The organism is Mesorhizobium sp. B3-1-9, from assembly GCF_006439595.1.
Classification (GTDB): Bacteria; Pseudomonadota; Alphaproteobacteria; order Rhizobiales; family Rhizobiaceae; genus Mesorhizobium.
In genome coordinates this window covers 19,379-43,027 of the sequence record NZ_VFTJ01000003.1, presented here as the reverse complement: position 1 = coordinate 43,027, position 23,649 = coordinate 19,379, and the positions used below count along the sequence as shown (strand labels likewise).

The window sequence follows — 23,649 nt, the reverse complement described above, 5'->3', positions numbered from 1 at the left end:
GCTTTAAATGCAAGTTTGTTTCGTTTGGAACGCTGCCATGTCCATTTCGCCCGAACTCGATGCCTTCGACCGCGCCATCCTCGTCATCCTGCAGAAGGACAACACCACGCCGCAGCGCGTCATCGGCGAGAAGGTCAACCTCTCGGCGCCGGCCGTGCAGCGGCGCATCAAGCGCATGGAGGAAGCGGGCGTCATCCGCGCCAATGTCGCGCTGGTCGATCCAGCCAAGGTCGGCCACCCGATCACCATCTTCGTCGAGGTCGAGGTGGAGAGCGAGCGCGCCGAGCTGATCGACGCCGCCAAGCGCGGCTTTGCCGAAGTGCCCGGGGTGCAGCAATGCTATTACGTCACCGGCGAGGCCGATTTCATCCTCGTCGTCACCGTGGCGACGATGGCCGACTACGAAGCGCTGACCCGGCGGCTGTTCTTCGCAAACAACAACGTCAAAAGGTTTCGCACGTTCGTGGCGATGGACCGGGTCAAGGTAGGGTTGGAAGTGCCGGTGGAGTGAGGCGTCGAAGCTGCCGATCTCTCCAACAAGGGGGAGATCGGCAGTCATCCTGGCTTTCGCCAATCTCCAGCGTCTACTGGCTCGGCGCCATCGCGTGTTCGCACGACACTTTCGGGTTCATGTCGGCAAAGGTGCCGGTCGGGTTGCCTTTCCAGGCCCAGACATGCAGTTCGTAGAACTCGCCCAGACCGTAGCGGTTGGGCGCGCTGTTGAAATTGAACAGCTGGCCGTCGAGCGACGCGGGCCCTTTCGAGGTGATGTATTCGACCGCCACCAGCTTCAGCGCGCCGTTGGCCATCGGCTCGTACATGACCGCTTCCGGACGGGCGATATCGATCTTGTCGTCCTTCAGATACTGGCCGTTGACGTAGTGGATGCCCATGGCGCCGCCCGTGATGCCGCTGGCGCAAGGAATGGGCGCATAGCCCTCGGCCGTAGCGGCCTTGACGTCGAGAAACCGGCTGTTGGCCGCTCGCACCTTGTCGGCCAGCGGGCTGGCGCCGGACACGGACGCAGCCGCATGCTGATGCGCCTGCGCGAAGGTCGTGATGGCCGTCAGCGCGGCCGCTGCCATGAGAAGCCTGTTCCAAAAGTGTGGTGTCATGTTCATTCCGTTCTTCCTGAAAGGCACGGCTTGCCGGCCGCCAAAGATGGCGGCGCGACAGGCAAGCGCCGTGGCTGTTTGTGCTTGATGATCGCGGGGTCGATGCGGCGGCTGCCGATCATCCCTTCGGCAGGTACGAGATCGTTCCGGCCAGGTCGGTGTTGTCGATCAGCTGGAACCGGCTGTCGCTGCCACCCTGGCGGGCTGACACGAAGGGGGCGTAGGCCGGATCATTGGTGAAGGCTTGCGCCGCCGCTTCCGATGGGAAGGCCATCAGCGCGATCAGCGTCGTGTCGAGCGGCTTTCCCTCGAGCGTCTTCACATTGCCGCTGCGCGCCAGATATCTGCCGCCGTGCTTGTGAACGAGGTCGTGCACGGTCGCCGCGTAGTCCGGTATCCATTTCGGATCTTTCACCTTGATATCCGCGATAAGGTAAGCGGTCATGGTCAGTCTCCTGGTTGCTGCGCACAGGGGTATCCCGTGCGTCGGCCAAACGGCTCGCACGGCAGGGCTCGCGCCAACCAGTCCGCGATCTGTACCGGGCCGGTACAGTTTCTGTACTCGCCGCTTCATTCATGAAGGTCTAATGTTCCACCCAGCTTCGAGGGAGGACACAGATCATGGCCCAGCACGGATACAAGCAGTTCTGCCCGCTATCGATGGCCGCCGAGGTGCTATGCACCCGCTGGACGATGGTGCTGATGCGCGAACTGGTGGCGGGCTCGACCCGCTTCAACGACCTGCGCCGCGGCGTGCCGAAAATGTCGCCGACCCTTCTATCGCAACGGCTGAAGGAGCTGGAGCTGGCGGGGATCGTGGAGCGCCGAGAAGTCCCCGGCGAGAAGGGTATCTTCGACTATCGGTTGACTGAGGCGGGACGCGATTTGCGCCCGGTCGTCGAGGCCATGGGCTTTTGGGGACAGAAATGGGTCGAGGCCAGGCTGTCGTTGAAGAATCTCGATCCGTCCCTGCTGATGTGGGATATGCGGCGTAATCTGAACCCCTCGCCGCTGCCCGAGGGAAGAACCGTGATACAATTTCTGTATCAGGATCTCCCGGCGTCGAAACGCTCGTGGTGGCTGATCGTCGAGAAGCATGGCGAGGTCGATCTTTGCTGGTACGATCCGGGCTTCGAGGTCGACCTCTACGTCTCGACCGATCTCCACACGATGACCGCAATCTGGATGGGCCTGCTGACCGTCGAGAAGGCCGGCGTGAAGGTCGTCCTGACCGGCGACAAGGCCATCGGCAGGAAGATGCAAACCTGGCTCGGGCTCAGCCCGTTCGCGGTCGAACCCAAGCGCGCAGCCTGAAGGCAGGCTTCGGCGATCCAGCCACGGTCGGCTGATCGCTCAAAGCCATGAAATCAAAGCTTGCCACGGTTGCCGTCCTCGGCCGCCGGCGCCAGCCACCTTGCATATACCTCGCCGACAATGCCGCGCCGGAAGATGAGCACGCAGATCATGAAGATCAGGCCGGTGGCGATGGTCACCGGGAAGCCCGAGGTGGCCAAGGTGTTTTCGAGACCGACGACAAGGCCGGCGCCCGCCACCGGACCGACCATGGTGCCGATGCCGCCGAGCAGCGTCATCAGGATCACCTCGCCCGACATCTGCCAGGTGACGTCGGTGAGGGTCGCGAACTGGAAGACGATCGCCTTGGTCGCGCCGGCGAAGCCGGCAAGGGCCGCCGACATGACGAAGGCGGCGAGCTTGTAGCGGCCGACCGAATAGCCGAGCGAAATGGCGCGGTTCTCGTTTTCTCTTATCGAGCGCAGGATCATGCCGAAGGGCGAATTGACGATGCGCCAGATGGCGAAGACGCCGATGAGGAAGACGGCGAGCACGAAGAAATACATGTTCATGGCGGCGTTGAGGTCGACGACGCCGAAGAGGTGGCCGCGAGGCACGCCCTGGATGCCGTCCTCGCCCTCGGTGAAGGGCGCCTGGACGCAGAAGAAATAGAACATCTGCGCCAGCGCAAGCGTGATCATCGAGAAATAGATCCCCTGCCTTCGGATGGCGAGGAAGCCCATGACGAGGCCCATGCCCGCGGCACCTGCGGTGCCGAGCAGGATGGCTGCCTCCGGCGGCCAGCCCCAGGCTTTCACGGCGTAGGCGCAGAAATAGGCCGCACCGCCGAAGAAGGCGGCATGGCCGAAGGAAAGCAGGCCGGTGTAGCCGAGCAAGAGGTTGAAGGCGCAGGCGAACAAGGCGAAGCACAGCATCTTCATGACGAAGATCGGATAGACGAAGAAGGGCGCGGCGATCAGCGCCACGATGCCCAGCGCTATCAGCCCCCGTTCGAGCCTGAGCGAGGCGGCGGCGCGTTCCTGGTGAAGGGTTGCCTCGCTCATCTCAGGCATCCCTTCCGAACAGGCCGGCCGGGCGCAAGAGCAGCACGATCACCATGATGACGAACACGACCAGGTTCGAGGCTTCCGGGTAAAAAACCTTGGTCAGGCCCTCGGCGAGGCCGAGCATGTAGCCGGTGACGATGGCGCCGAGGATCGAGCCCATGCCGCCAATCACGACGACGGCGAAGACAACGATGATCAGGTCCGAACCCATCAGCGGACTGACCTGGTAGACGGGCGCGGCGAGAATGCCGGCGAGCCCCGCAAGGGCCGCGCCCAGCCCGTAGGTGAGCGTGAGCAGCAGCGGCACGTTGACGCCGAAGGCCTGCACCAGTTGCGGGTTCTCGGTGGCGGCGCGCAGATAGGAGCCAAGCCTCGTCTTTTCGATCAGCAGCCAGGTGCCGATGCAGACGATGAGCGAAGCCACCACCACCCAGCCGCGATAATTGGGCAGGAACATGAAGCCGAGATTGGTTCCGCCGGCGAGCAGTGTCGGCACGGCATAGGGATTGCCCGAGACGCCGTAGTAATAGCGGAACACGCCTTCGATGACCAAGGCGAGGCCGAAGGTGAAGAGCAGGCCGTAAAGCGGGTCGAGGCGGTAGAGCCGCGACAGCGCGAGGCGCTCGACCGCCATGCCGAACAGGCCGACGATAAGCGGCACAAGGACCAGCGCCGGCCAGTAGCCGATGCCCAAATGCACCAGCAGCAGATAGCCGATGAAGGCACCCAGCATATAGAGCGCGCCATGGGCAAAATTGATGATGCGCAGCAGGCCGAAGATAACGGCGAGGCCGAGGCTGAGCATGGCGTAGAAGGAGCCGTTGATCAGGCCGACAAGGAGCTGCCCGAGCAAGGCCTGGATGGGGATGCCGAAGACCGTCAACATGGCGCGATCATACCCCCAGCACTTCGTGCAACTTGTCGGTGTGCGCGGACAGCTGGCCGACGGCAAAACCCTCCACCACCTTGCCGTGGTCCATCAGGTAGAAGCGGTCGGCGATGCGGGCGGCGAAGCGGAAGTTCTGTTCCACCAGCAAGATGGTCATGCCGCGCTTCTTCAGCGTCGCCAGCAGCTCGCCGATGCGCTGGACGATGACCGGCGCCAGGCCTTCGGTCGGCTCGTCGAGCAAAAGCATCTCGACGCCGGTGCGCAGGATGCGCGCAATCGCCAGCATCTGCTGTTCGCCGCCGGACAGTTTTGTCCCTTGGCTGTCGCGGCGTTCCTTGAGGTTGGGGAAGAGCTCGAAGATTTCTTCCACGCTCATGCCGCCCTTGGCCACGACCGGCGGCAGGATCAGGTTCTCGTCGACAGTAAGGGTGGCGAAGATGCCGCGCTCTTCAGGCACGAAGCCGATCCCCTGATGGGCGACGCGGTGAAGCGGCAGGCCGATCAGGTCCTTGCCGTTGAAGGTGACGGAGCCGGTGCGCTTGCGGATCAGGCCCATGATGGCGCGCAGCGTCGTCGTCTTGCCGACGCCGTTGCGGCCGAGCAGCGTCACCGTCTCGCCGCGCCTGACATCGAGGTCGACGCCGTGCAGCGCATGGCCTTCGCCATACCAGGCGTGGAGGTCGCGCACGGCAAGCAGCGGCTCACTCATGCTCAGTCCCCATGTAAGCGACGCGCACGCGCTCGTCCTGGCTGACGGTGGCATAGTCGCCGGCCGCCAGCACCTGGCCGCGCTGCATGACGGTTATCCAGTCGCAGAGGTCGGCAACCACGGTGAGGTTGTGCTCGACCATCAGCACGGCGCGGTCCTTCGCCAACGATCGGATGATGCCGGAGATCATGCCGACATCCTCATGTCCCATGCCGGCCATCGGCTCGTCGAGCAGAAGCACTTTCGGGTCGAGCGCCAGCGTGGTCGCGATCTCCAGCACGCGCTTGCGGCCGTAGGAAAGATCGCCGGCGAGCCGATACGCCGCGTCGTCAAGACCTACGATGGCGAGCAGCTCGCTCGCCCTTGGCGTGAGCTGATCCAGCGCGACGACCGGGCGCCAGAACTGGTAGCCGAGCCCGCCCGGACGCTGCAGCGCCACGCGCACATTGTCGAGCACGGAAAGATGCGGAAAGATCGCCGATATCTGGAAGGAACGGACGAGGCCCATGCGCGCCACTTTAGCCGGCGGCGCGCGGGTGATGTCGGTGCCGAGCAATTCGATCCTGCCGCTGGTCGGCTGCAGGAATTTGGTCAACAGGTTGAAGATCGTGGTCTTGCCGGCGCCGTTCGGGCCGATCAGCGCATGGATTTTTGCGTGATGGACGTCGAGGTCGACATCCTTCACCGCGACGAAGCCGGCGAAGTCGCGCCTGAGGCCGCGGGCGGAAAGCACCACCCGCGGCGTCTGATCGGTGCTGTCCGGGCGAACAGCGGTGGCGGTGTCGAGCGTCACTTGGTGACGAGCGGGCAGCCGCTGTCTTCGGCCTTCATGAAGGCCTTGTCGCCGGGAATGGTCGCCAGATAGGTGTAGTAGTCCCAGTCCTTCTTCGACTCTTCCGGCTTCTTGACCTGGTAGAGATACATGTCGTGCACCATCGAGCCGTCGGTCTGCACCTTTCCGTTGGCGGTGAAGACGTCGTTGACCGGCATTTCATGCAGTTCCTTGGCCACGGCCTCGGTCTCGTCGGTGCCGGCCTTGTCGATGGCCTTCAGATACTGCGTCACCGCCGAGTAGGTGCCGGCCTGGATCATGTTCGGCATGCGGTTGGTGCGCTTGAAGAAGCGTTGGGCGAATTCGCGGCTCTTGTCGTCGCGGTCCCAGTAAAAGCCTTCGGTCAGCACCACGCCCTGCGCCGCCTGGAGGCCGAGCCCATGCACTTCGGCGAGCGTGAAGAGAAGTGCCGCCAGCCGCTGGCCGCCGGCGACGATGCCGAATTCCGCCGCCTGCTTGATCGAGTTCGAGGTGTCGAGGCCGGCATTGGCAAGCCCGACGATCTTGGCGCCGGAGGACTGCGCCTGGAGCAGGAAGGAGGAATAGTCGGTGGAGCCGAGCGGATAGCGCACCTCGCCCAGCACCTTGCCGCCGCTGGCTTCGACCAGCTTGGCGGTCTGGTCCTTGAGCGAATAGCCGAAGGCATAGTCGACGGTGATGAAATACCAGCTGTCGCCGCCCTGCTTGACCAACTCGCCGCCGGTGCCGACAGCCTGCGAATGGGTGTCATAGGCCCAGTGAAAACCATAGGGCGAGCACTGCTTGCCGGTGAGGTCGGTGGAGGCTGCGCCGGTGACGATGTCGATCTTCTTCTTTTCCTTGGAAAGCCCCTGGACGGCCAAGGCCACGGAAGACGTCGTGAGCTCCATGATCGCGTCGACCTGCTCGGTGTCGTACCACTGGCGCGCGATGTTGGAGGCGATGTCGGGCTTGTTCTGATGATCGGCGCTGACGATCTCGATCGGCGCGCCCTGCACCTTGCCGCCGAAATCCTCGACCGCCATCTTGGCGGCCTCGACCGACCACTTGCCGCCGAAATCCGCATAGACGCCCGACTGGTCGTTGAGGATGCCGATCTTGACCTTGCCGTCCGAGATTTCGCCGGCCGCGGCCGGCATTGCGGATGCCGCAAGGAGCGCGGCCGAGACGAGATAGGATGCTTTCACTGGTGGTTCCTCCCATATGGCAACCATCGGAAACGCGGCTGCCTCGCGATGGTTCAACAGTTCTTTCGGATTTTGGATTGGAGCCTCGATCCCGCTCTGCCGCTCCTCCTCTCGCGGGTCCTCTTGTTTGCGGGCTGGGCCACGGCGTGCCTTGGGTGCACGGGCGCGAGCCTAGCACCACATGTCGCGGGCCGAGAATGCTATTTTCGTAGCATGGCAGAAGATTGGGATGACCAGTTGCCGGAGACGATCAAGGGGCGGTCGTATGGTGATGAGGCGCCCCGGGACGGTCAAGCGCGAGCGGCGGCTTTTCTGTCCTTTGTGTTGCCCTGATCGGCCAAGTGGTAAGGGACGATTAGGACCTCTGCAGGGATATGCCATTCACGATTGAGCTTGAAAGCCATGTCCATCGTCAGCGCTCGCTTGCGGGCTAGAATCTCAGATGCACGCGACGCTGACCCGAGCAGCTTTATCAGCGCTTGCCTGCTGAGATTGGCCATCTCCATATGAGCAGTGATCGCGTCCACCGGGTCGGTTTCCGCGATAGGGTAGTGTTTTGTCTCGTATGCTTCGATAAGTTCAGCAAGAACATCGAAACGATCGGCGTCAGGCGTGCCGGGAACGGGCTCCTTGTCAAAATAGCGAGTGATCTCCGCAATCGCCCAATCGTAATCGGCGTCGGTCTTAATGGGTCGGATGTTGTCCATCACACCTTCTCCGCGTCTGTCTTGTCGTACTCGACGTGAGTGCCGACGAATTTGATCAGCACTCTCTTGAACGTGTAGCTTACATGCACAATCAGCCGATACTTATTGCCCGCAATGTCGAACACCGGACGGTTATCAGCTACGAAATCGACATTTGCGCCGAACTGTTCCTTGACGTCAGCCGGTCCCTTCCAGTCGACCTTGCTCGATGCATTGAACCAGGCCGTCAGCGGCATTCTGGATTGCGGATGCTTCGTCCAGAAGGTGACGAGCGTTTTCCTGCTGACGATTTGCATGCACCCATATAGCCATTTCCCAAACTGGGAACAAAGGGTACTTACCCAAATTGGGAAATATCCATCTCATCGACGCCCGCTCACCACGGCAGCGGCTTGCCGTCGCGAAAAAAGCCGCCGGTCGGGCCGTCGTCGGGCAAGGTCGCGGCCCAGACGATCCCGGCCGCTCCCTGCGCCACCGGGCGTCCGCCGGGACCGCCCATGTCGGTCGCGACCCAGCCGGGGCAGATCGAGTTGACCAGCACGCCCGCGCCGCGCAGTTCCGCGGCCAGGATGCGGGTCAGCGCGTTGAGCGTCGCCTTGCTGGTCGAATAGGCCGGGGCGCCGGCGCCCATCGAAGCGAGCGAGCCGCCTTCCGACGAGACGTTGACCAGCCGGCCATGGCCGGAGGCACCGAGCAGCGGCGCGAAGGCGGCAGCGACGCGCCAGGCGCCGAAGACATTGGTCTCGAAGGCCTCGCGGATCACCGTCCAGTCGGGCTTGAGCGCTCGCGCCGAAGGGTCGTAATGGATGGCGGCATTGTTGACCAAAACGTCGAGCCGGCCGAAGCGGCGCTCGACCTCGGCCGCGGCGCGGGCTGCGGCCTCGGACGCGGCGACATCCAGCGCGATGGCTTCGACCTTGCCGCCAAGCCGCTTCGCCGCCGCCTCGCCCTTGGCAAGATCGCGCGCGCCGATCAGCACGGTGAAGCCGAGTTCGGCGAGTTGGTGCGTCGTTTCCAGGCCGATGCCCCGATTGCCGCCGGTGACGAGTGCCACCTTGCCGGAATGATCTGCGTGGCCGGTCATTGCTTCCGCTCCTTCGGTTGTGCGTGTCGACAGCAAGATCGCATCGATCGCACCGATTGATTAGAGTGAAGAGTTCGCAATCATTATGCGATTCAGTTCATGAGTGACGGGCAATTCCGAACCCCAGCAATATTCACCGCTGCCGAGGAACGCTATCGCATCTGAAAGCGCACCCTCGCGGGTCGCTACGCGGTCACCTTTGCCCAATGCACGAGGGCGACGACGCGCCGGACACAATCCAGAAACAAGATTCAACAGTCGGGAAAAACTCGCGAAAAGAGCGCCTGTCATAAGCGGCACCGGAGCAGCCGATGATTTGCGGCGCGCGACACAGAACATTGTTCTTAACCAAGGAATGCCGATTATGAAAACGACCGTTCTTTCCGCACTCGGCCTTGCCGTCGCGCTCGCTTTCGCGGTGCCGGCGCTGGGCACCACCGAAGCCAACGCCGCCGCGACGACCACCGCGACCACGACCACCACGACGACTGCTCCGGCCGCGACCACCGAGACGGCCAAGCCCGCCGCCAAGGCCGAGCACAAGAAGCATCATCGCAAGCATCACCGTCATCACGCCCGCAAGCATCATCACGTGAAGAAGCACTCCAAGCATCACGCCAAGAAGCATCACGTGCGCAAGCACCATGTGAAGAAGCATGTTGCGAAGAAGGCCGCATAAGGCCCGACGCGTTTCGAACTTCATGACCGGATGATCCCGGACCGCTTGCAGAGGGTTCAGGATCATCGCTTCCCGAAAACGCCGCCCTCCTTCCGGGCGGCGTTTTTGTTTGCGTCTACGGCTTCTTCTTCTGCGGGTGGATCGTCTCGCCGCGCTTAAGCATCGCCACCAGATCGGCGATCTTCTTCTTGCGGCCCGCCTCGGTCTTCATGTTGTGGGTGCGAAAAGCGAGCGCGAACCGGTTCTGCGCCGAAAGCTTCTCCAGCATTGCCCTTGCCTTCGGCTCGGCATCGATCGCGGCCTGCAGGTCGGGCGGGATGGTCATCTCCTTCGATCCGCCATAGGCGCGGTCCCAGCGGCCGTCGGCCTTGGCCGCCTCGACCTCGCGCAAGCCGTGGCTGGTCATGCGGCCCGCCTCGATCAGGCGCGCGACATTGTCGATGTTGATCTTGCTCCAGATGCTCTTCCTGCCGCGCGGGGTGTAGCGCTGCAGGAAACTCTTGTCGTCGAGCGACTTGCGCACCGCGTCGATCCAGCCGAAGCAGAGCACGACGTCGATCGCCTCCTTCGGCGTGATCGACGCCAGCCCCGACCCGACCTTGTGGACCTTGATCCAGACCTCGCTTTCGCCGGCGTGGTTGTCGGCCAGCCAGGCATAGAAGCTGTCGGCATCGGGGAACTCGCGCACCTTGTCCGGGTCGACCTTTATCGGGGCCATCGTCACCTCGTCTTCCGTCGCTACCAGTGTGGATGATTCCGCAGCGGTTGTAGCGACGGCTGGTGCCAATTTCTGTCAGCAGGCGCCAAACGGCTGGATCCGAGGGGCCCTCATTTGCGAATTGAAGCGACGACCGCCGGGTCGAAGGCTACAGGATTTTCGCCAGAAAGCTCTTTGTACGGTTCCTCTGCGGATCCGAGAAAAGCGCTTTCGGCGCTCCCTCCTCGACGATCATGCCGTCATCCATGAAGATCACACGGTGCCCAACCTCCCGGGCAAAACCCATCTCATGGGTGACCACGACCATCGTCATGCCCTCAACGGCGAGGGTCTTCATGACCTGAAGCACCTCGCCCACCATTTCGGGATCGAGCGCGGAGGTCGGCTCGTCGAAGAGCATGACGTTCGGTCCCATCGCCAGCGAGCGCGCGATTGCCACGCGCTGCTGCTGGCCGCCGGAAAGCTCGTCCGGATAATTCGCTTCCTTGCCGACGAGACCGACCTTGGCCAGCAATTCGCGCGCGACCCTGTTGGCCTCCTCGGTCGGGATCTTCTTGACCTTGCGCGGCCCGATCGTGACATTCTCCAGAATGGTCAGGTGCTTGAACAGGTTGAACTGCTGAAACACCATGCCGACATGCTGACGTAGTTGGTGGATGTTTGTCTTCGGGTCGGTCAACATCATGCCGGCGATTTCGATCTCGCCGCTGGTTGCCGCCTCCAAGCCGTTCAGGCAGCGCAGAAAAGTGCTCTTGCCGCTTCCCGAGGGACCGATGACGACGACGACCTCCTTTTCCTCCACATGAGTGGTTATCCCCTTGAGGATCTCGTTGTGGCCAAAGGACTTGTGAAGGTCCTTAACGTTTATCAACTTGAAGCCTCCTCTCCAGGTAGGACGAGAACTTCGACAGCGAGAAGATGAGGACGAAATAGAGGGCGGCAATCAGCCCCCAGATCGCAAAGGACGCAAAGGTCTCGGCAATCACGATCTCGCCCTTGTAGACCAGCTCGGCGATGCCGACCGGCGCCAGCAGCGAGGTGTCCTTGATCGTCTGGGCAGCCTGGTTGACCAGCGGCGGGATCATCCGCTTGAACGCCTGGGGCAGAACGATATAGCGCATCGTCTGAAAGCCGTTCATGGCGATGGACTGCGCGGCCTCCTTCTGGCCCCGGTCGACGCCGAGAATGCCCGCGCGGATGATCTCGGTGACATAGGCGCCCTCGTTCAGGCTGAGCGTGAAGGCGGCGGCGAGGATGGGATAAGTCAGCTGTCCGAACCACTGATTGACGGGCAGGATCGCCGGCAATCCAAGCACGATGAAGAAGAGTTGCACCAGCAGCGGCGTGGACCGGAAGATCTCGACATAGCCGGTGGCGATCCAGCGCAGCGGCGCAACAGTCGACAGGCGCATCAGCGCCGCGCACAGGCCGATCACCACCATCAGGATGATGGCGACGATCGAATACTGGATGGTAAGCCGCAGGCCATCGAGGATGACGGGTAGGTTTTGCCAGATGGGGCCCATGAACCGTGCCTTGGATCGCTATTCCCGCCCGCTTCGTCAGAAGACACGCATGGCGCGGCTGGCGCCATGCGTGTCGACTTGCCGGAGAGAACGCTGAAGGGATCTGCCGTTTGGATGATCCGAACGGCCTCAGCCCGAAATCGCGACGGAAGCCGGTTTCTGAACCTCGTTGACGACACCGCTGGTATCGCCTCCGAAATATTTCTCGAAAAGCTTCTGGTATTCGCCGCTCTGCTTGATCTTGGCGAGGCCGGCATTGATCTTCTCGACAAGCTCCGGCTTTTGCTTGCTGATGGCGATGCCGTAATATTCGCCAGTCAGCAGCGGGCCCACGGTCTCGACGTTGTCGTGGCCGGCCTTGAAGTTGACGTTGACAGGATTGTCGAAGATGACCGCGTCGGCCCCGCCGGTTTCGAGCGCCTGATAGGCTGCATCGATGCTCTGGAACTGCTTCACATAATCCGGCGCGAAGCCATGACCGGTCAGGTAGTCGACCGACGAGGTTGCCTTCTTGGTCGCGACCACGTGGCCCTTGAGATCGTCGAAGCCCTTGATGCCGGAGTCTTTCTTCACCAGCACCGAAAGGCCGGATTTGTAATAGGCGTCGCTGAAATCGACGTTCTGCATGCGGCTGGTCTTGATCGTTATTCCGGCAACCGCGGCGTCGATCGAGCCGGCCTGCAGACTCGGGATGATCCCGTTGAACGGCAGTGTTTTCAGGCTGACCGTCATGTCCTCGGCCTTGGCGATCGCCTTGATCATGTCGATGTCGAAGCCCGTGACTTCGCCATTCGTCTCGGTCTCGAATGGCGGGAAGGTCGTGTCGGCACCGACCACGATGTTGGTTGCCGCGCTCTGCCCGGCCGCCATGGGCGTTGCGCCGAATGAAAATACGAGGCCGGAAACCAACGACGTTGCCAGCATGATAAGCGACTTGTTGTTCACAGATATCTCCTTTCGGCGGGCGTTCGTCTGCTGAAGGCGTCGACGATCAGGAGTGGTGCGCAATGCATGAACTCGGAGCCCGTACGGTGCATCTGGATCGGGCCGCGCCCAAGTCAAGGTTGCCGCAGTTGCGGTTCCTCAGGAAGAGCCGCGGCCGGCGGATTTCATGCGCGGCCAGGTCTCGCGACCGGTTATGCCAGAGCCTGCGGTAGAAGTGGGGCGAGCGCGTCGACCTCGCCATCGGAGTTTCCTATGGCGCCATCGGATTCTTCCGTTTCCGCTTCGCGCGGCGGCCTGCCAAACCCTGTCCATGCAAAGGAAAGGCATGGACCTGGACAAGCAGAGAATCCTGATCGTCGGCGGCAGCTCGGGCATGGGGCTGGCGCTCGCCAAGCGCTGTCTCGAGGAAGGAGCCGGCGTCATCATCGCCGGGCGCGGGCAAGCGAAGCTGAGCGCGGCGCGGGAAGAACTCGGCCAGCCGGGCACGCTCGAGACAGCCGTGGTCGATATAAGCCGCGAGGACGGGGTCGCAGCGCTTTTCGGGCGCATCGGCAGGCTCGACCATATCGTCAGCACCGCCGCCGCCATCGAAGGCGCCTACCGGCTGTTGCCGGAGATCGAGCTTTCGGCCGCGCAGCGGGTGGTCGAAAGCAAATTTTACGGGCCGCTGCTTCTCGCCAAGCATGGCGCGCCGAAGCTGCCGCCGACAGGTTCGCTCACCTTCGTCTCCGGCATCGCGGCCTATCGGCCGGCGGCTCGCGGCTCGGTGGTCGCAGCCGTCAACGCGGCACTGGAAGGGCTGGTAAGAGCGCTGGCTGTGGAACTCGCGCCGATCCGCGTCAACGCCGTGTCGCCCGGCTGGGTCGATACGCCGATATGGGAGTTTGTCGCGGGCGACAGGAAGGCGCAGACGCTGGCCGCCATGGCGGAGCTATTACCCGTGGGGCGGGTCGGAAGGCCGGAGGACATCGCCGACGCAATCCGCTTCCTGATCGGCAATGGCTTTACGACGGGAGAGACGCTGCATGTCGAGGGCGGGCACCGGCTGGTGTGACCGGGACCAAGCCCTCCGCCAGAGCGGTCAGCAGCGCCTTCAGCGCCAGTGGCTGGACGCGCCGGCGGCGCCAGATCATCACGATGTCGGCCGAGCGAACCGAGCCGGGCCACGCAAGCTCGGCCACCTCGCCGCGATCGATCGCGGCGACGACAGCCAGCCGCGGCACAAGGCCAAAGCCGGCGCCGGCCGCCACCAGCCCGGCTATGGCGTCGATGCTGCCGGCTTCGGCGGCCAGCCTTGGCTTGCCAAGACCTGCCTCGGCAAACGCCTTGTCGACCATGGCGCGGTAGACGCAGCCGGTCTCGGTGGCGACGAAAGGCTTTTCGGCCAGCGCCGCCAGATCGACATCCGCACTGTTGTCGCCCGGAGGCGCGATCAGCGCCAGCGGCTCGACCGCAACGGCGCGCCTGGCAAGGCGCGGTTCCGGCGCACCAGCATCGGGTCGCTCGAAGCAGAAAGCGACGTCGATCTCGCCGTCACCCAGCCGCCGCAGCAACTCGCCGCTGCCGGCGATCCGGAGCTTGATATCGATGCCGGGATGGTCGGCGCGGAAACCAGCAAGCCATGGCGCCAGCCTTGCCGCGGCGATCGTCTCCAGCGCGCCGATCGACAGGCTGCCGGCCGCCTCGGCGCTGGTGGCATCGATGGCGGCGCGGGCGTCGTCGGCAAGCGCCAGCAGGTCCTCGGCATAGGGTTTCAGCGTTTCGCCCGCCGGCGTCAGTTCCAGCCCTGGACGTGAACGGGTGAAGAGGCTGGCGCCAAGCTCGGCCTCCAGCGCCTGGATCTGATCGCTGACACTCGACTGGGCGAGATTGAGCTCCCGCGCCGCGCGCGTGACGTTGCGGGTGCGCGCGACCGCGAGGAAGGTCTTCAGCAGCCGGGGATGCATCGGCGCTTCAAGCCTACTGCAGCTGCGGTTTCTTCAGGAAGGAATTGCGGTCGGCGGATTTAACGCGCAGCCAAGTCTCGCGACCGTCGCGCACGACGCGCAGCGGAATCTCGGCGCCGGCCGGGTTCTGCCAGAGTTTTCTGTAGAAATCGGCCAGACCGTCGACTTCGCCGTCGCGCACGTCGGAGATGATATCGCCCTGGCGCAGGCCGGCCTGGGCGGCCGGGCCGCCTTCGGCCACGCTCATCACCACCACCATGCCGTTCGACTCGGCCGAGAAGGCGCCAAGCCACGGACGCGGCGCCTTGGCCGCCTGGCCGCGCTTGATGAGATCGTCCAGAATCGGCGTCAGAAGATCGATCGGCACGACCATGTTGATGTCGGCCACCTCGCCGGCGCGGCTCATCTGCAGGCGTAGCGATCCGACGCCGAGCAGCTTGCCTTCGCGATCGAACAGCGCGGCCCCGCCCCAGGACGGGTGGGCGGGCGCAATGAAGATCGCCTCGTCGATCAGATACTCCCAATAGCCGGCGAATTCCTGCTTGGTGACGATGTGAGCGTCGACCTGCTGGCCGATGCCGTCGGCGAGCGTCACGGCATCGCCGATATTGGTCTTCCTGGCATTGCCGAACTGCACAGCCGGAAGGTTGAGCGGCGACAGCGCCTGAACAAGGCCGAAGCCGGTTTCCTGGTCATAGGCAAGCGCGTGCGCGGCGACCACGCGGCCGTCCTGGTCGGTCAGCCACACTTCCTCGGCCTCGGTGATGAGATAGCCGATGGTGAGCACCAGGCCATTGTCGCGGATCACCACGCCGCTGCCTTCGCGGCGCGTGCCCAGCGCATTGGCGGTGAAAGCGTCGTCCGGCACCGTGGCGCGCACGGCAACGACGGAGCGCGAAATTTTCTCGATGGTCATCGATCCATCCTGCATTGCGGGTCTTTGCCTATAAGTATGGCCGAAGGAGCGCGGCGCAAGGGCGGATTTCCCCCTTGCCCCCTTGTGGGAGAGGGTTTCGCCGAAGGCGACTGATGAGGGGACTCCAGGGAGCACAGAGGCCTAACTCCGCTGGAACACTTAATTCGTCTCGGCGTCGCGCGCCGATCCACCTTCTCCCACAAGGAGAGAAGGGAAAGGCACTGGCACAAGCGCTAGTTCAACGAAGATTGAACTTTTTTCTTTGACGCGCGCGGAACCGCACCTAAGTCTAGCAGCATCCGCGGCGGACTTCCCGCCGCTTACGAAACACAGGGCCGCCAACATGGACGAATACACCCCACCGAAAGTCTGGACCTGGAACAAGCCCAATGGTGGTCAGTTCGCCTCGATCAACCGGCCGATCGCAGGCCCGACGCATGAGAAGGAACTGCCGGTCGGCAAGCACCCGCTGCAGCTCTATTCACTGGCCACGCCCAACGGCCAGAAGGTTACGATCATGCTGGAGGAGTTGCTGGCGCTCGGCCACAAGGGCGCAGAGTATGATGCCTGGCTGATCAAGATCGGCGACGGCGACCAGTTCGGCAGCGGGTTCGTCGGGGTCAACCCGAACTCGAAGATCCCGGCGCTGATGGACCGCAGCGAGCCGAAGCCGGTGCGCGTGTTCGAATCCGGCTCGATCCTCACCTATCTCGCCGAAAAATTCGGCGCGTTCCTGCCGACCGAGCGCGCGGCGCGCGCGGAAACCTTCTCGTGGCTGTTCTGGCAGATGGGCTCGGCGCCCTATCTCGGCGGCGGCTTCGGCCATTTCTACGCCTATGCGCCGTACAAGATCGAATATGCGATCGACCGCTTCGCAATGGAGACCAAGCGGCAGATGGACGTGCTCGACCGCCGCCTGGCCGAGAGCGAGTATCTTGCCGGCCCCGACTACACCATCGCCGACATGGCGGTGTGGCCCTGGTATGGCGGGCTGGCCAAGGGCCGCAGCTACAACGACGCCGCGCAGTTCCTCTCGGTGCATGAATACAAGAACGTGCAGCGCTGGGCCGACGCGATCGACGCCAGGCCGGCGGTAAGCCGCGGCCGCATGGTCAACCGCATGTCCGGCGATCCGGCCTTCCAGCTGCGCGAGCGCCATGACGCCAGCGACTTCGAGACGAAGACGCAGGATAAGCTGGAAGCGGCGGAGTAAAGGTTAATCTCCCCTCTCGAGGGGAGATTGGCTACCTCCCGAATGTATACGTCACACTCGCCACGCCGAGCGCGGAGCTCTTGGCGGCGACCGAGACCATGTCCGGTAACGGATTGTCCGGCGTACGCAGCGTCTTTTCGCCCAGCGCATAGAGCGTGAAGACATAGTGATGCTGGCCGCTGCCCGGCGGCGGGCATGGGCCGAAATAGCCGGCGCGGCCGACGCCGCCCTTGCCGAGCACCGCCCCCTTGGGCATGCGCTTGCCGCCCTGCGCGCCAGCGCCTTCTTTCAGACCCTTGGCGCTCGCCGGGATATTCCAGGCCAGCCAGTGCCAGAAACCCTTGCCGCCATTGGCGTCGGTGTCGAACATGGTCAGCGCGTAACTCTTGGTGCCGGCGGGCGGATCCTTCCAGGCAAGGGCGATCGAGACGCTTTGCCCACCGCAGCCCGCCTTGTCGCCGAGATATTTCGCCTCCCATTTGCCGTCCAAAACCGACGGGCTGGAGATCTCGAAGGCCGCCGCATGGCCGGCGGAGGCGACAAGGACAAGCATGGTGAAGCCGAGACGCAAGGTTGTCATTTGATCCTCCTGGAAAACGCAGCGTAGCGGAAAAGCGGCCCGAAAAAGGGCGAACTGCCGCGACCGCCTGCCTGGACAACAAAAAAGCCCCGCCGGTGGAGGCCGTCGGGGCTCTTCGTTCGGACCATGGAGGTGGGACCCCAAGGTCGGGTCGATCCAGGGGGTGTTGGATCGGTCGCGACACTAGCCGACGAATCGGTCGCGCGGACAATCACAGCTGCGCACTACCAATCACGCCTGCGCGAGAATGAGGTGATAGCCGGCTTACCCCCGCAGCAGCTTCGCCAGTCTCGGCACGCCTTCGTTCACCGCGCGGTCGTCGGCAAGGGTGAACGACATGCGCAGCGTGTTGCGGCCGGTGCCGTCGGCGTAGAAGGCGTTGCCCGGCACGAAGGCGACGCGCGCCTCCTTGACCGAGCGCGCCAAAAGTTCGGTGGCGTCAGCGCCATCCGGCAGCGTCAGCCAGACGAACATGCCGCCGTCCGGGCGGCTCCAGGAAATACCGTCGGGCATGTTGGCTTCCAGCGCCGAAAGCAGCGCGTCCCGGCGCTTGCGGTAGGCGCCGATCAGCTTGTCCACTTGGGCATCGAAGATGGTCTCGGCGACCCGGTGCATGACGATCTGGTTGATCGAGGGGCTGTGCAGGTCGGACGCCTGCTTCATCAGCACCAGCTTTTCCACGACATGGCGCGGCGCGCAGACCCAGCCGACACGCATGCCGGGTGACATGACTTTCGAGAAGGAGCCGCAGAAGAGCGTACGCGCCTTCTCGATGCCCCCCGAGCGCGCGCAGTCGAGCGCCAGGATCGGCGGCTCGGCCTTGCCGCCGTAACGCAGCGCACGGTAAGGGGCATCCTCGATGACGGCGATATCGAGTTCCCCGGCAAGATCGAGCACCGCCTTGCGCTGCGCGCGATCGAGCGTCTCGCCGGTCGGGTTGGCGAAATCCGGCACCAGATAGGCGAACTTCACCTTGCCGCCATTAGCCGCCGCCGCGGTGCGGTAAGCCTGCGGCGTCATGTTGCCGCCGGCCGGGTTGAGCCGGTCGTAGCGCGGCTCGTAGGCGTTGAAGGCCTGCAGCGCGCCGAGATAGGTCGGCCAGGTGACAAGCGCCGTGTCGCCGGGCGACAGGAACAGCTTGCCGAGATAGTCGAGCCCCTGCTGCGAGCCGGAGGTGATGAAGATGTTGCCCTCGTCGCACGGGACACCGAGCTTGCCCATTTCACCGGCCAGCCATTTGCGCAGCGGCAGGAAACCTTCGCTGACCTGGTACTGCAGCGCGGCCCCCGCCTCCTTGCCGCCCAGCACCGCCTGATAGGCATCGGCGATGGCTTCGGCCGGAAACAGCGACGGGTCGGGAATGCCGCCGGCGAAGGAGATGATGTCCGGCTGGTCGAGCAGCTTCAACAGCTCGCGGATTTCCGAAGCCTTCATGCGCGAGGAGCGCGAGGCCAGAAGGTTCAACAGGGTCAAGGCGCACCTCCCGCAGTGCTTATTTAGGTCAGCTTGGTTGACCTATTATCAGGCCGCGCCTTTCGCGTGAATACACAAAACGACCATGGCGCATCGTCCAGGCGACCTTTGGTCCACAAAATTTGTGCGAACGCTAATGGAAAGCCATTGCGCGATCGGCCGGCCGGGCGCACGATCACGACCAAAGAACCGGAAGCCGAGAGAAAATCAATCCGGACCAAGGGGGGACGCGCATGACACTCGAAGTCATCGGGGCCGGTTTCGGCCGCACCGGCACGTGGTCGACTTTCGCCGCGCTGAACCGGCTGGGCTTTCCGAGCTACCACATGCAGGAAGTCATCATCAACAAGGCCAACAAGGGCCACCTCGACTTCTGGCGCAAGGTGGCGAACAGCCCGCCGGGCAGCCAGCACGACTGGAACCGGGTCTTTTCCAACTACCGGGCGACCGTCGACAATCCGGGCTGCTGCGTGTGGCGTGAGCTGATGGCCGCTTATCCCGACGCTAAAGTGCTGTTGACGCTGCATCCGCGCGGAGGCGAAGCCTGGTATGACAGTACAATCGACACCATCTACTTCACCGAGAACGTCTGGCAATTCAAAGTGCTGGAATGGCTCACATCCTTCGGCCGCAAGTTCGGCGATATGTCGCGCAAGCTGATCTGGGGCCGAACGCTGAAGGGCGTGATGAACGACCGCGACAAGGCGGTGGCGCGCTACAATTCCTATATAGACGAGGTGAAGGCGGCGGTGCCGCCGGAGAAGCTTTTGGTGTTCAAGGTCAGCGACGGCTGGGCGCCGCTCTGCGATTTCCTCGGGGTCGCGCTGCCCAACGAGCCCTTCCCCAATCTCAACGACCGCGCCAGCATCAAGAAGATCATCAACGAGATGATCATGGGATCCTATCTGATGCTTGCCGGCGTTGCGGTCCTGATCGCGCTGGCGGTCGGCGGTTTGTGGTGGTGGCTGGGATAGCACCTCCCCTACCCGTCTGCCAGTGCCCGCAGGCGGCCGCGATCAGAACGGCAACCGGATCTCGTCGAGGTGGTTCGACTGTTCCGGCCAGCCAATGTCCTTTTGGACCTCCGCCGGCAGTTCGTTCAGCTCACGCGTCGTGCGGCGGCGCTTGCTGGCCTGCTCGAAGGCGGCGCGGATTCGGTTAAGACTTTTGAACATGGAAACCTCCATAGATCAGCGGCGGAAAACCGGTGCCGCCTCTTCCCGGTGCCGCTTTTGCGATGCGTCTGTAACCGGTGGATTGCGCGCGAACGGTGAAATGCTTCACGAAACCGGAGGGGCTTGAAACATATGCATGCAAACTAATTTGTGGGATCGACCATGCGGCGGCGCGCCAGTCGCCGGACTGCGTGCCTGCAATGTCGGACGCTTGGTCTTATCGCCCGATGTGTCGATACATGTCCAGCCGAAAGGGAGGCGCGCTTTACTCCGGCGCCTGCGCATCCGATCCGGCCTGCTGCGCGGTCTGCGCCGAGAGCCGTCCTTTGCGGACTAACGTCGGTTTTGCGTATTCTTTCTTCATGGCGAAGTCCCCAACCTGCACGGAAACGTGCGGCATCCGAATAGACGTTGTCAAGCGAAGGCCCGCCTTCCAGGAGGCGACGTCCTACGCCGCCACCTTCCCGCCTCGCGCCACTTCCCTGCCCGCGCGATAGACGGTGCGCTCCTTCGGCACAGCCACCACCGCTTCCGGGACATGCTCTGCCTTCAGCGCAACGAAATCCGCCTTGGCGCCGACGGCGATGTTGTAGCCCTCGAGCCCGAGCGCCTTGGCGCCGGCATGGCTCACCACGTCGTAAGCGGCTTCCAGTTCCCAGTCCTCGTAGAAGCCGGAGCGGTAGCCGATCATGTTGGCGCGGTTGAGCATGTCGCCATCGCCATAGGGCCACCACGAATCGCGGATGTTGTCGGAGCCGGCGAAGACCGTGACGCCCGCCTTGCGCAGCGCGGCCACCGGCGGGAAAGGATGATCGCCGGGCGCGTTGGTCATGATGGCGACGCCGGCGGCAGCGATCCGCTCGCCGGCTCCGGCCAACGCATCGGCGGAGATGTCGCCCAACCCGTAGGCGTGGCTGACGGCGACTTTTCCCTGCATGCCCAGTGCCGCGGTCCGGGCGACTATCTCCTCGATCTCGAACAGGCCAAGCGTGCCGCGGTCATGCAGGTGGATGTCGACGCCGGCGCCGTGCTTTTCGGCAAGGCCGAAGACGACATCGAGATGGCCTTTCACATCGCGGTCGAAGCTTGCCGGGTCGAGCCCGCCGATCAGGTCGCAGCCGAGCTTGAGCGCCTCGTCGAGCAGCTCCGCGGTGCCTGGCGAGGACAGAATGCCGCTCTGCGGGAAGGCGACGAGCTGGATGTCGATCAAGTCGCGGTATTTCTCCCGCACGCCAAGGATCGTCTCGACATGCTTCAGCCCGACCGCGGCGTCGACCATGACATGGCTGCGCATGGTAAGGCTGCCATTGCCGACGCAGAGCTCGAGCTGGCTTTTCGCGCGCTCTTCCATCGGCGCGGCCTGCTCGAGATTGCGCATCTGGAAGGCGACCCGCTCGCGCACGTCAAAACCATTGGTGCAGGGAATGTGCGGGCGCCAGGCATCGCCATAGAAGGAGGTGTCGAGATGGATATGACCCTCGACGAAAGCCGGCAGCACGAGTTGGCCGGCGAGATCGATGGCGCCAGCCGGCGGCGTCGTCGCATTGGCTGCAGGCACGATGGCGCTGAAACGGCCGCCGGCGACGGCGAGGTCAGCAACCGTGCCGTCGGCAAGCCTGGCGTTGAGAAAATGAGTCTGGTCCACGATGCAATCCATTGAAAAGGAAGCCTCAGTCGTCGCCGGTCGGGCGGACCAGGTCAATGCGGATCGAGGGAGAAAGTGTTTCGCCTCCGCCTTCTCCCCTTGTGGGAGAAGGCGGATCGGCGCGCAGCGCCGAGACGGTTGCTGGAAGGAATGAGGCGCCGGTGGGGGCCGCACAGCCACGGCTGAGCAAGCAATATCGCCAAGCTGGAACACTCCTCATCCGTCCGAGCTTCGCTCGGCCACCTTCTCCTAAAAAAGGGAACCTAAAAGAGGAGAGGGGAAGAGCCGCCATATACCGTTTTCGCGGAAGTTTCAGCGGGCGGCAAATGTGCCATGGTGCAGTCTGCGGTATGAGGCCGCCGTGGTCGACGCGGACGCCCAAGCACATCCCCAACAATGCGCCCCCAACGGCCGCGTCGACCATGAACGGAAATGGCAACGGCGACCTTGCCCTAGGTCGCCGCTTTTTTGACCGGCCCCGCTTTTGGTCAGCCTTGCGTGCCGGCGTATTCGGCGACCAGCGGCTCATATTCCTCGAAGGACGGCAGCGCTTGGTAGCTGTGCGCGGCCGATGTCGTCGCCCAGGGCAATTTCTCACTGGTCCAGGTCTCGATGAAGGGCGCGAACCAGGCATGCTCGTCGAGCATGGTCGGGCGCAGGTTGACGAACCAGTCGATCTCTTCCGGTCGGGTGAACATCCAAGTCATGCAATAGCCGCAGAAATAGTGTTTCGATGCGCCATGCAGGCCGCCGACCACCGGCTCGCCCTTGGTCACCTCGAAACCGAGGGGATTGCCGCGCTCAGCGAATAGGCGCTGGACGACATCGACTGGCAGCCGGTGCAATGGCAGGCCATGGTGAGCAGCGGCTTTGCCGAAATCTTCAGGCGCACGCGGCCGCAGCGGCAGCCGCCTTCGGCGGGAAGATCGAGGGTGGGCAAGATAGGCTCCTTGGGTTGGGTTATTCCTTCTCCCCTTGCGGGAGAAGGTGTCGCCGAAGGCGACGGATAGGGGTGCTCCACAAGGGGAGAAGGAAGAAAGCGCTCAACTCCCAACCAGCTCCGCCGTGGTCGTCATTCGCGCGCCCTGCCCCTCGAAGGCCTCGTTGTGGCGAGCGATGATATCGGGCGCCTTCTCCTTCAGTGAATCCAGCGTCGAATGCGCGTCGGAGACCACGGTGACCCCAAGCCCCTCAGCGAAGGCTCCCTTCACGGTAGCGGCGACGCAGAAATCGGTCTGGGCACCAAGGAGCACGACGTCGTCAGCACCCTGCCCCGCCACCCATTCGGCGAGGTCGGGGTTGGAGAAGGCGTTGCCGACGCTTTTGCCGAAGGTCGGTTCGTCGGCGGCCTGGCCGAGCAGCGGCCATACCGGCCAGCCGGAAGCGCCCGGCGCCAGCGGGTCGCCCTCCGGCCCGTCATGGCGGATGAACGCCACCTTGCGGCCGGAACGCCGCGCCCAGTCGATCAGCCTGCGGGCGCGCTCGGCGATCGTGTCGGCGTCGTGGATCGGCGGCTCGAAACGGCCGTCGAACATGTTGGTCTGCAGATCGATGACGATCAGCGGCGCAGCGGCGGAGGGGGCGGTCTCTGGCATGGCGGCGAAGATAGCGTGGATGGGGGATGGGTCAAGAACAAGACAGCGCCGAAACGCACCATCCACTGCCGGGGCTGTCGAGGCGGGCGGCGCATGGCTGCCGTTGGTGCTGATGGGGGCAAGCGCGGTGCTGCTCGATATCGGCGTCGTCGGCGACCAGACGCCGGGCCGCCGTGCCGTCAATCTTTTGCAGCCCAAGGCGCGCGGCCGCATCAACGGGCTGTTCATCGGCATTATCTTCATCGGCGGCGCAATCGGCTCGCTGCTGGCCGGCATCGCCTGGGCCTGGGGCGGCTGGAACGCGGTGTGCGCCGCAGGCGCGGTGTTCGGTGTGATGGCGCTAGTGGTGGACTGGCTGGAGTAGCGCCGCATCCTT

The 23,649-nt window shown here is 63.7% G+C and carries 29 protein-coding genes and 1 pseudogene; 7 read left to right on the top strand and 23 right to left on the bottom strand.

Annotated elements, in window-relative coordinates; all coding sequences use genetic code 11:
• Nucleotides 1-37 precede the first annotated feature (37 nt).
• The gene (locus tag FJW07_RS06325) at nucleotides 38-511 is read left to right on the top strand and encodes an Lrp/AsnC family transcriptional regulator (protein WP_140855259.1); all 474 of its coding nucleotides are present in this window, start codon (nucleotides 38-40) and stop codon (nucleotides 509-511) included.
• Nucleotides 512-584: 73 nt separating this feature from the next.
• Here FJW07_RS06325 and FJW07_RS06320 read toward each other — a convergent pair whose 3' ends face one another.
• Both FJW07_RS06320 and FJW07_RS06315 read right to left on the bottom strand, forming a co-directional pair.
• Entirely contained in the window at nucleotides 585-1,085 is a 501-nt protein-coding gene (locus FJW07_RS06320; protein ID WP_140785387.1) for a hypothetical protein, read from the bottom strand.
• A 148-nt stretch (nucleotides 1,086-1,233) separates the two neighbouring features.
• Nucleotides 1,234-1,560, bottom strand: a complete 327-nt coding sequence (locus FJW07_RS06315; protein ID WP_140785386.1) for a DUF1330 domain-containing protein — start codon at nucleotides 1,558-1,560, stop codon at nucleotides 1,234-1,236.
• Nucleotides 1,561-1,736: 176 nt separating this feature from the next.
• Here FJW07_RS06315 and FJW07_RS06310 point away from each other — a divergent pair, with 176 nt between their 5' ends.
• A complete protein-coding gene (locus tag FJW07_RS06310; protein ID WP_140855257.1) occupies nucleotides 1,737-2,429 on the top strand; it encodes a helix-turn-helix domain-containing protein in 693 nt (230 codons plus the stop codon).
• A 53-nt stretch (nucleotides 2,430-2,482) separates the two neighbouring features.
• On the opposite strand, the gene FJW07_RS06305 is transcribed toward FJW07_RS06310, so the two are convergent.
• The 8 genes from FJW07_RS06305 to FJW07_RS06270 form a co-directional block, all read right to left on the bottom strand.
• Nucleotides 2,483-3,481, bottom strand: a complete 999-nt coding sequence (locus FJW07_RS06305; protein WP_181182578.1) for a branched-chain amino acid ABC transporter permease — start codon at nucleotides 3,479-3,481, stop codon at nucleotides 2,483-2,485.
• Nucleotides 3,474-4,361, bottom strand: coding sequence for a branched-chain amino acid ABC transporter permease (locus FJW07_RS06300; protein ID WP_140645512.1), 888 nt, complete (start codon nucleotides 4,359-4,361; stop codon nucleotides 3,474-3,476). The genes FJW07_RS06305 and FJW07_RS06300 overlap by 8 nt, the downstream gene beginning before the upstream one ends.
• 7 nt (nucleotides 4,362-4,368) lie before the next feature.
• Nucleotides 4,369-5,073, bottom strand: coding sequence for an ABC transporter ATP-binding protein (locus FJW07_RS06295; protein WP_140645511.1), 705 nt, complete (start codon nucleotides 5,071-5,073; stop codon nucleotides 4,369-4,371).
• Nucleotides 5,066-5,866, bottom strand: a complete 801-nt coding sequence (locus FJW07_RS06290) for an ABC transporter ATP-binding protein (RefSeq protein WP_140855253.1) — start codon at nucleotides 5,864-5,866, stop codon at nucleotides 5,066-5,068. The genes FJW07_RS06295 and FJW07_RS06290 overlap by 8 nt, the downstream gene beginning before the upstream one ends.
• Nucleotides 5,863-7,071 carry an ABC transporter substrate-binding protein gene (locus tag FJW07_RS06285; protein ID WP_140645509.1) on the bottom strand — a complete coding sequence of 403 codons (1,209 nt, stop codon included), beginning with the start codon at nucleotides 7,069-7,071 and terminating at the stop codon, nucleotides 5,863-5,865. The genes FJW07_RS06290 and FJW07_RS06285 overlap by 4 nt, the downstream gene beginning before the upstream one ends.
• A 290-nt stretch (nucleotides 7,072-7,361) precedes the next feature.
• Complete coding sequence (locus tag FJW07_RS06280) at nucleotides 7,362-7,778, bottom strand: XRE family transcriptional regulator (RefSeq protein WP_140855252.1); 417 nt, start codon at nucleotides 7,776-7,778, stop codon at nucleotides 7,362-7,364.
• Nucleotides 7,778-8,074 carry a type II toxin-antitoxin system HigB family toxin gene (locus tag FJW07_RS06275; protein WP_140710070.1) on the bottom strand — a complete coding sequence of 99 codons (297 nt, stop codon included), beginning with the start codon at nucleotides 8,072-8,074 and terminating at the stop codon, nucleotides 7,778-7,780. The genes FJW07_RS06280 and FJW07_RS06275 overlap by 1 nt, the downstream gene beginning before the upstream one ends.
• Before the next feature lie 80 nt (nucleotides 8,075-8,154).
• Complete coding sequence (locus FJW07_RS06270; RefSeq protein WP_140855250.1) at nucleotides 8,155-8,862, bottom strand: SDR family NAD(P)-dependent oxidoreductase; 708 nt, start codon at nucleotides 8,860-8,862, stop codon at nucleotides 8,155-8,157.
• Between the two features lie 364 nt (nucleotides 8,863-9,226).
• Between FJW07_RS06270 and FJW07_RS06265 the strand changes: the two genes are divergently transcribed.
• A complete protein-coding gene (locus FJW07_RS06265) occupies nucleotides 9,227-9,541 on the top strand; it encodes a hypothetical protein (RefSeq protein ID WP_140855248.1) in 315 nt (104 codons plus the stop codon).
• A 115-nt stretch (nucleotides 9,542-9,656) separates the two neighbouring features.
• On the opposite strand, the gene FJW07_RS06260 is transcribed toward FJW07_RS06265, so the two are convergent.
• From FJW07_RS06260 to FJW07_RS06245, 4 genes are all read right to left on the bottom strand, one after another.
• Nucleotides 9,657-10,259 carry a YdeI/OmpD-associated family protein gene (locus tag FJW07_RS06260; RefSeq protein ID WP_140855246.1) on the bottom strand — a complete coding sequence of 201 codons (603 nt, stop codon included), beginning with the start codon at nucleotides 10,257-10,259 and terminating at the stop codon, nucleotides 9,657-9,659.
• 148 nt (nucleotides 10,260-10,407) lie between these two features.
• A complete protein-coding gene (locus FJW07_RS06255) occupies nucleotides 10,408-11,130 on the bottom strand; it encodes an amino acid ABC transporter ATP-binding protein (RefSeq protein ID WP_140645503.1) in 723 nt (240 codons plus the stop codon).
• The gene (locus FJW07_RS06250) at nucleotides 11,117-11,785 is read right to left on the bottom strand and encodes an amino acid ABC transporter permease (RefSeq protein WP_140645502.1); all 669 of its coding nucleotides are present in this window, start codon (nucleotides 11,783-11,785) and stop codon (nucleotides 11,117-11,119) included. Before FJW07_RS06250 ends, FJW07_RS06255 begins: the two co-directional genes overlap by 14 nt.
• Before the next feature lie 129 nt (nucleotides 11,786-11,914).
• Nucleotides 11,915-12,730 (bottom strand): basic amino acid ABC transporter substrate-binding protein, encoded by an 816-nt coding sequence (locus tag FJW07_RS06245; protein ID WP_140855244.1) that lies wholly within the window; start codon nucleotides 12,728-12,730, stop codon nucleotides 11,915-11,917.
• A gap of 325 nt (nucleotides 12,731-13,055) precedes the next feature.
• Here FJW07_RS06245 and FJW07_RS06240 point away from each other — a divergent pair, with 325 nt between their 5' ends.
• A complete protein-coding gene (locus FJW07_RS06240) occupies nucleotides 13,056-13,784 on the top strand; it encodes an SDR family oxidoreductase (RefSeq protein ID WP_140855242.1) in 729 nt (242 codons plus the stop codon).
• On the opposite strand, the gene FJW07_RS06235 is transcribed toward FJW07_RS06240, so the two are convergent.
• Both FJW07_RS06235 and FJW07_RS06230 read right to left on the bottom strand, forming a co-directional pair.
• Nucleotides 13,735-14,676 carry a LysR family transcriptional regulator gene (locus FJW07_RS06235; RefSeq protein ID WP_140855240.1) on the bottom strand — a complete coding sequence of 314 codons (942 nt, stop codon included), beginning with the start codon at nucleotides 14,674-14,676 and terminating at the stop codon, nucleotides 13,735-13,737. The genes FJW07_RS06240 and FJW07_RS06235 overlap by 50 nt on opposite strands.
• A 13-nt stretch (nucleotides 14,677-14,689) precedes the next feature.
• Nucleotides 14,690-15,592: a S1C family serine protease gene (locus tag FJW07_RS06230; RefSeq protein ID WP_140855238.1), complete on the bottom strand. Its 903-nt coding sequence runs from the start codon at nucleotides 15,590-15,592 to the stop codon at nucleotides 14,690-14,692.
• Between the two features lie 343 nt (nucleotides 15,593-15,935).
• On the opposite strand from FJW07_RS06230, the gene yghU reads away from it, so the two are divergent.
• Complete coding sequence (gene yghU / locus FJW07_RS06225) at nucleotides 15,936-16,805, top strand: glutathione-dependent disulfide-bond oxidoreductase (protein WP_140855236.1); 870 nt, start codon at nucleotides 15,936-15,938, stop codon at nucleotides 16,803-16,805.
• Between the two features lie 31 nt (nucleotides 16,806-16,836).
• Here yghU and FJW07_RS06220 read toward each other — a convergent pair whose 3' ends face one another.
• Nucleotides 16,837-17,385 (bottom strand): YbhB/YbcL family Raf kinase inhibitor-like protein, encoded by a 549-nt coding sequence (locus FJW07_RS06220; RefSeq protein WP_140855234.1) that lies wholly within the window; start codon nucleotides 17,383-17,385, stop codon nucleotides 16,837-16,839.
• Between the two features lie 264 nt (nucleotides 17,386-17,649).
• The gene (locus FJW07_RS06215) at nucleotides 17,650-18,819 is read right to left on the bottom strand and encodes a PLP-dependent aminotransferase family protein (RefSeq protein WP_181182596.1); all 1,170 of its coding nucleotides are present in this window, start codon (nucleotides 18,817-18,819) and stop codon (nucleotides 17,650-17,652) included.
• 272 nt (nucleotides 18,820-19,091) lie between these two features.
• Here FJW07_RS06215 and FJW07_RS06210 point away from each other — a divergent pair, with 272 nt between their 5' ends.
• The gene (locus FJW07_RS06210; protein ID WP_140855230.1) at nucleotides 19,092-19,832 is read left to right on the top strand and encodes a sulfotransferase family protein; all 741 of its coding nucleotides are present in this window, start codon (nucleotides 19,092-19,094) and stop codon (nucleotides 19,830-19,832) included.
• Between the two features lie 42 nt (nucleotides 19,833-19,874).
• On the opposite strand, the gene FJW07_RS31625 is transcribed toward FJW07_RS06210, so the two are convergent.
• The 5 genes and pseudogenes from FJW07_RS31625 to FJW07_RS06190 form a co-directional block, all read right to left on the bottom strand.
• Nucleotides 19,875-20,033 carry a hypothetical protein gene (locus tag FJW07_RS31625; RefSeq protein ID WP_181182577.1) on the bottom strand — a complete coding sequence of 53 codons (159 nt, stop codon included), beginning with the start codon at nucleotides 20,031-20,033 and terminating at the stop codon, nucleotides 19,875-19,877.
• A gap of 265 nt (nucleotides 20,034-20,298) precedes the next feature.
• Nucleotides 20,299-20,397 carry a putative RiPP precursor gene (locus FJW07_RS06205; RefSeq protein ID WP_140855228.1) on the bottom strand — a complete coding sequence of 33 codons (99 nt, stop codon included), beginning with the start codon at nucleotides 20,395-20,397 and terminating at the stop codon, nucleotides 20,299-20,301.
• Nucleotides 20,398-20,481: 84 nt separating this feature from the next.
• Nucleotides 20,482-21,690: an amidohydrolase family protein gene (locus FJW07_RS06200; protein ID WP_140855226.1), complete on the bottom strand. Its 1,209-nt coding sequence runs from the start codon at nucleotides 21,688-21,690 to the stop codon at nucleotides 20,482-20,484.
• Between the two features lie 476 nt (nucleotides 21,691-22,166).
• Nucleotides 22,167-22,618: pseudogene (locus FJW07_RS06195) on the bottom strand (GFA family protein).
• Between the two features lie 103 nt (nucleotides 22,619-22,721).
• The gene (locus FJW07_RS06190; protein ID WP_140645491.1) at nucleotides 22,722-23,273 is read right to left on the bottom strand and encodes an isochorismatase family protein; all 552 of its coding nucleotides are present in this window, start codon (nucleotides 23,271-23,273) and stop codon (nucleotides 22,722-22,724) included.
• Here FJW07_RS06190 and FJW07_RS06185 point away from each other — a divergent pair.
• Complete coding sequence (locus FJW07_RS06185; RefSeq protein ID WP_246680690.1) at nucleotides 23,272-23,637, top strand: hypothetical protein; 366 nt, start codon at nucleotides 23,272-23,274, stop codon at nucleotides 23,635-23,637. The genes FJW07_RS06190 and FJW07_RS06185 overlap by 2 nt on opposite strands.
• Nucleotides 23,638-23,649 lie beyond the last annotated feature (12 nt).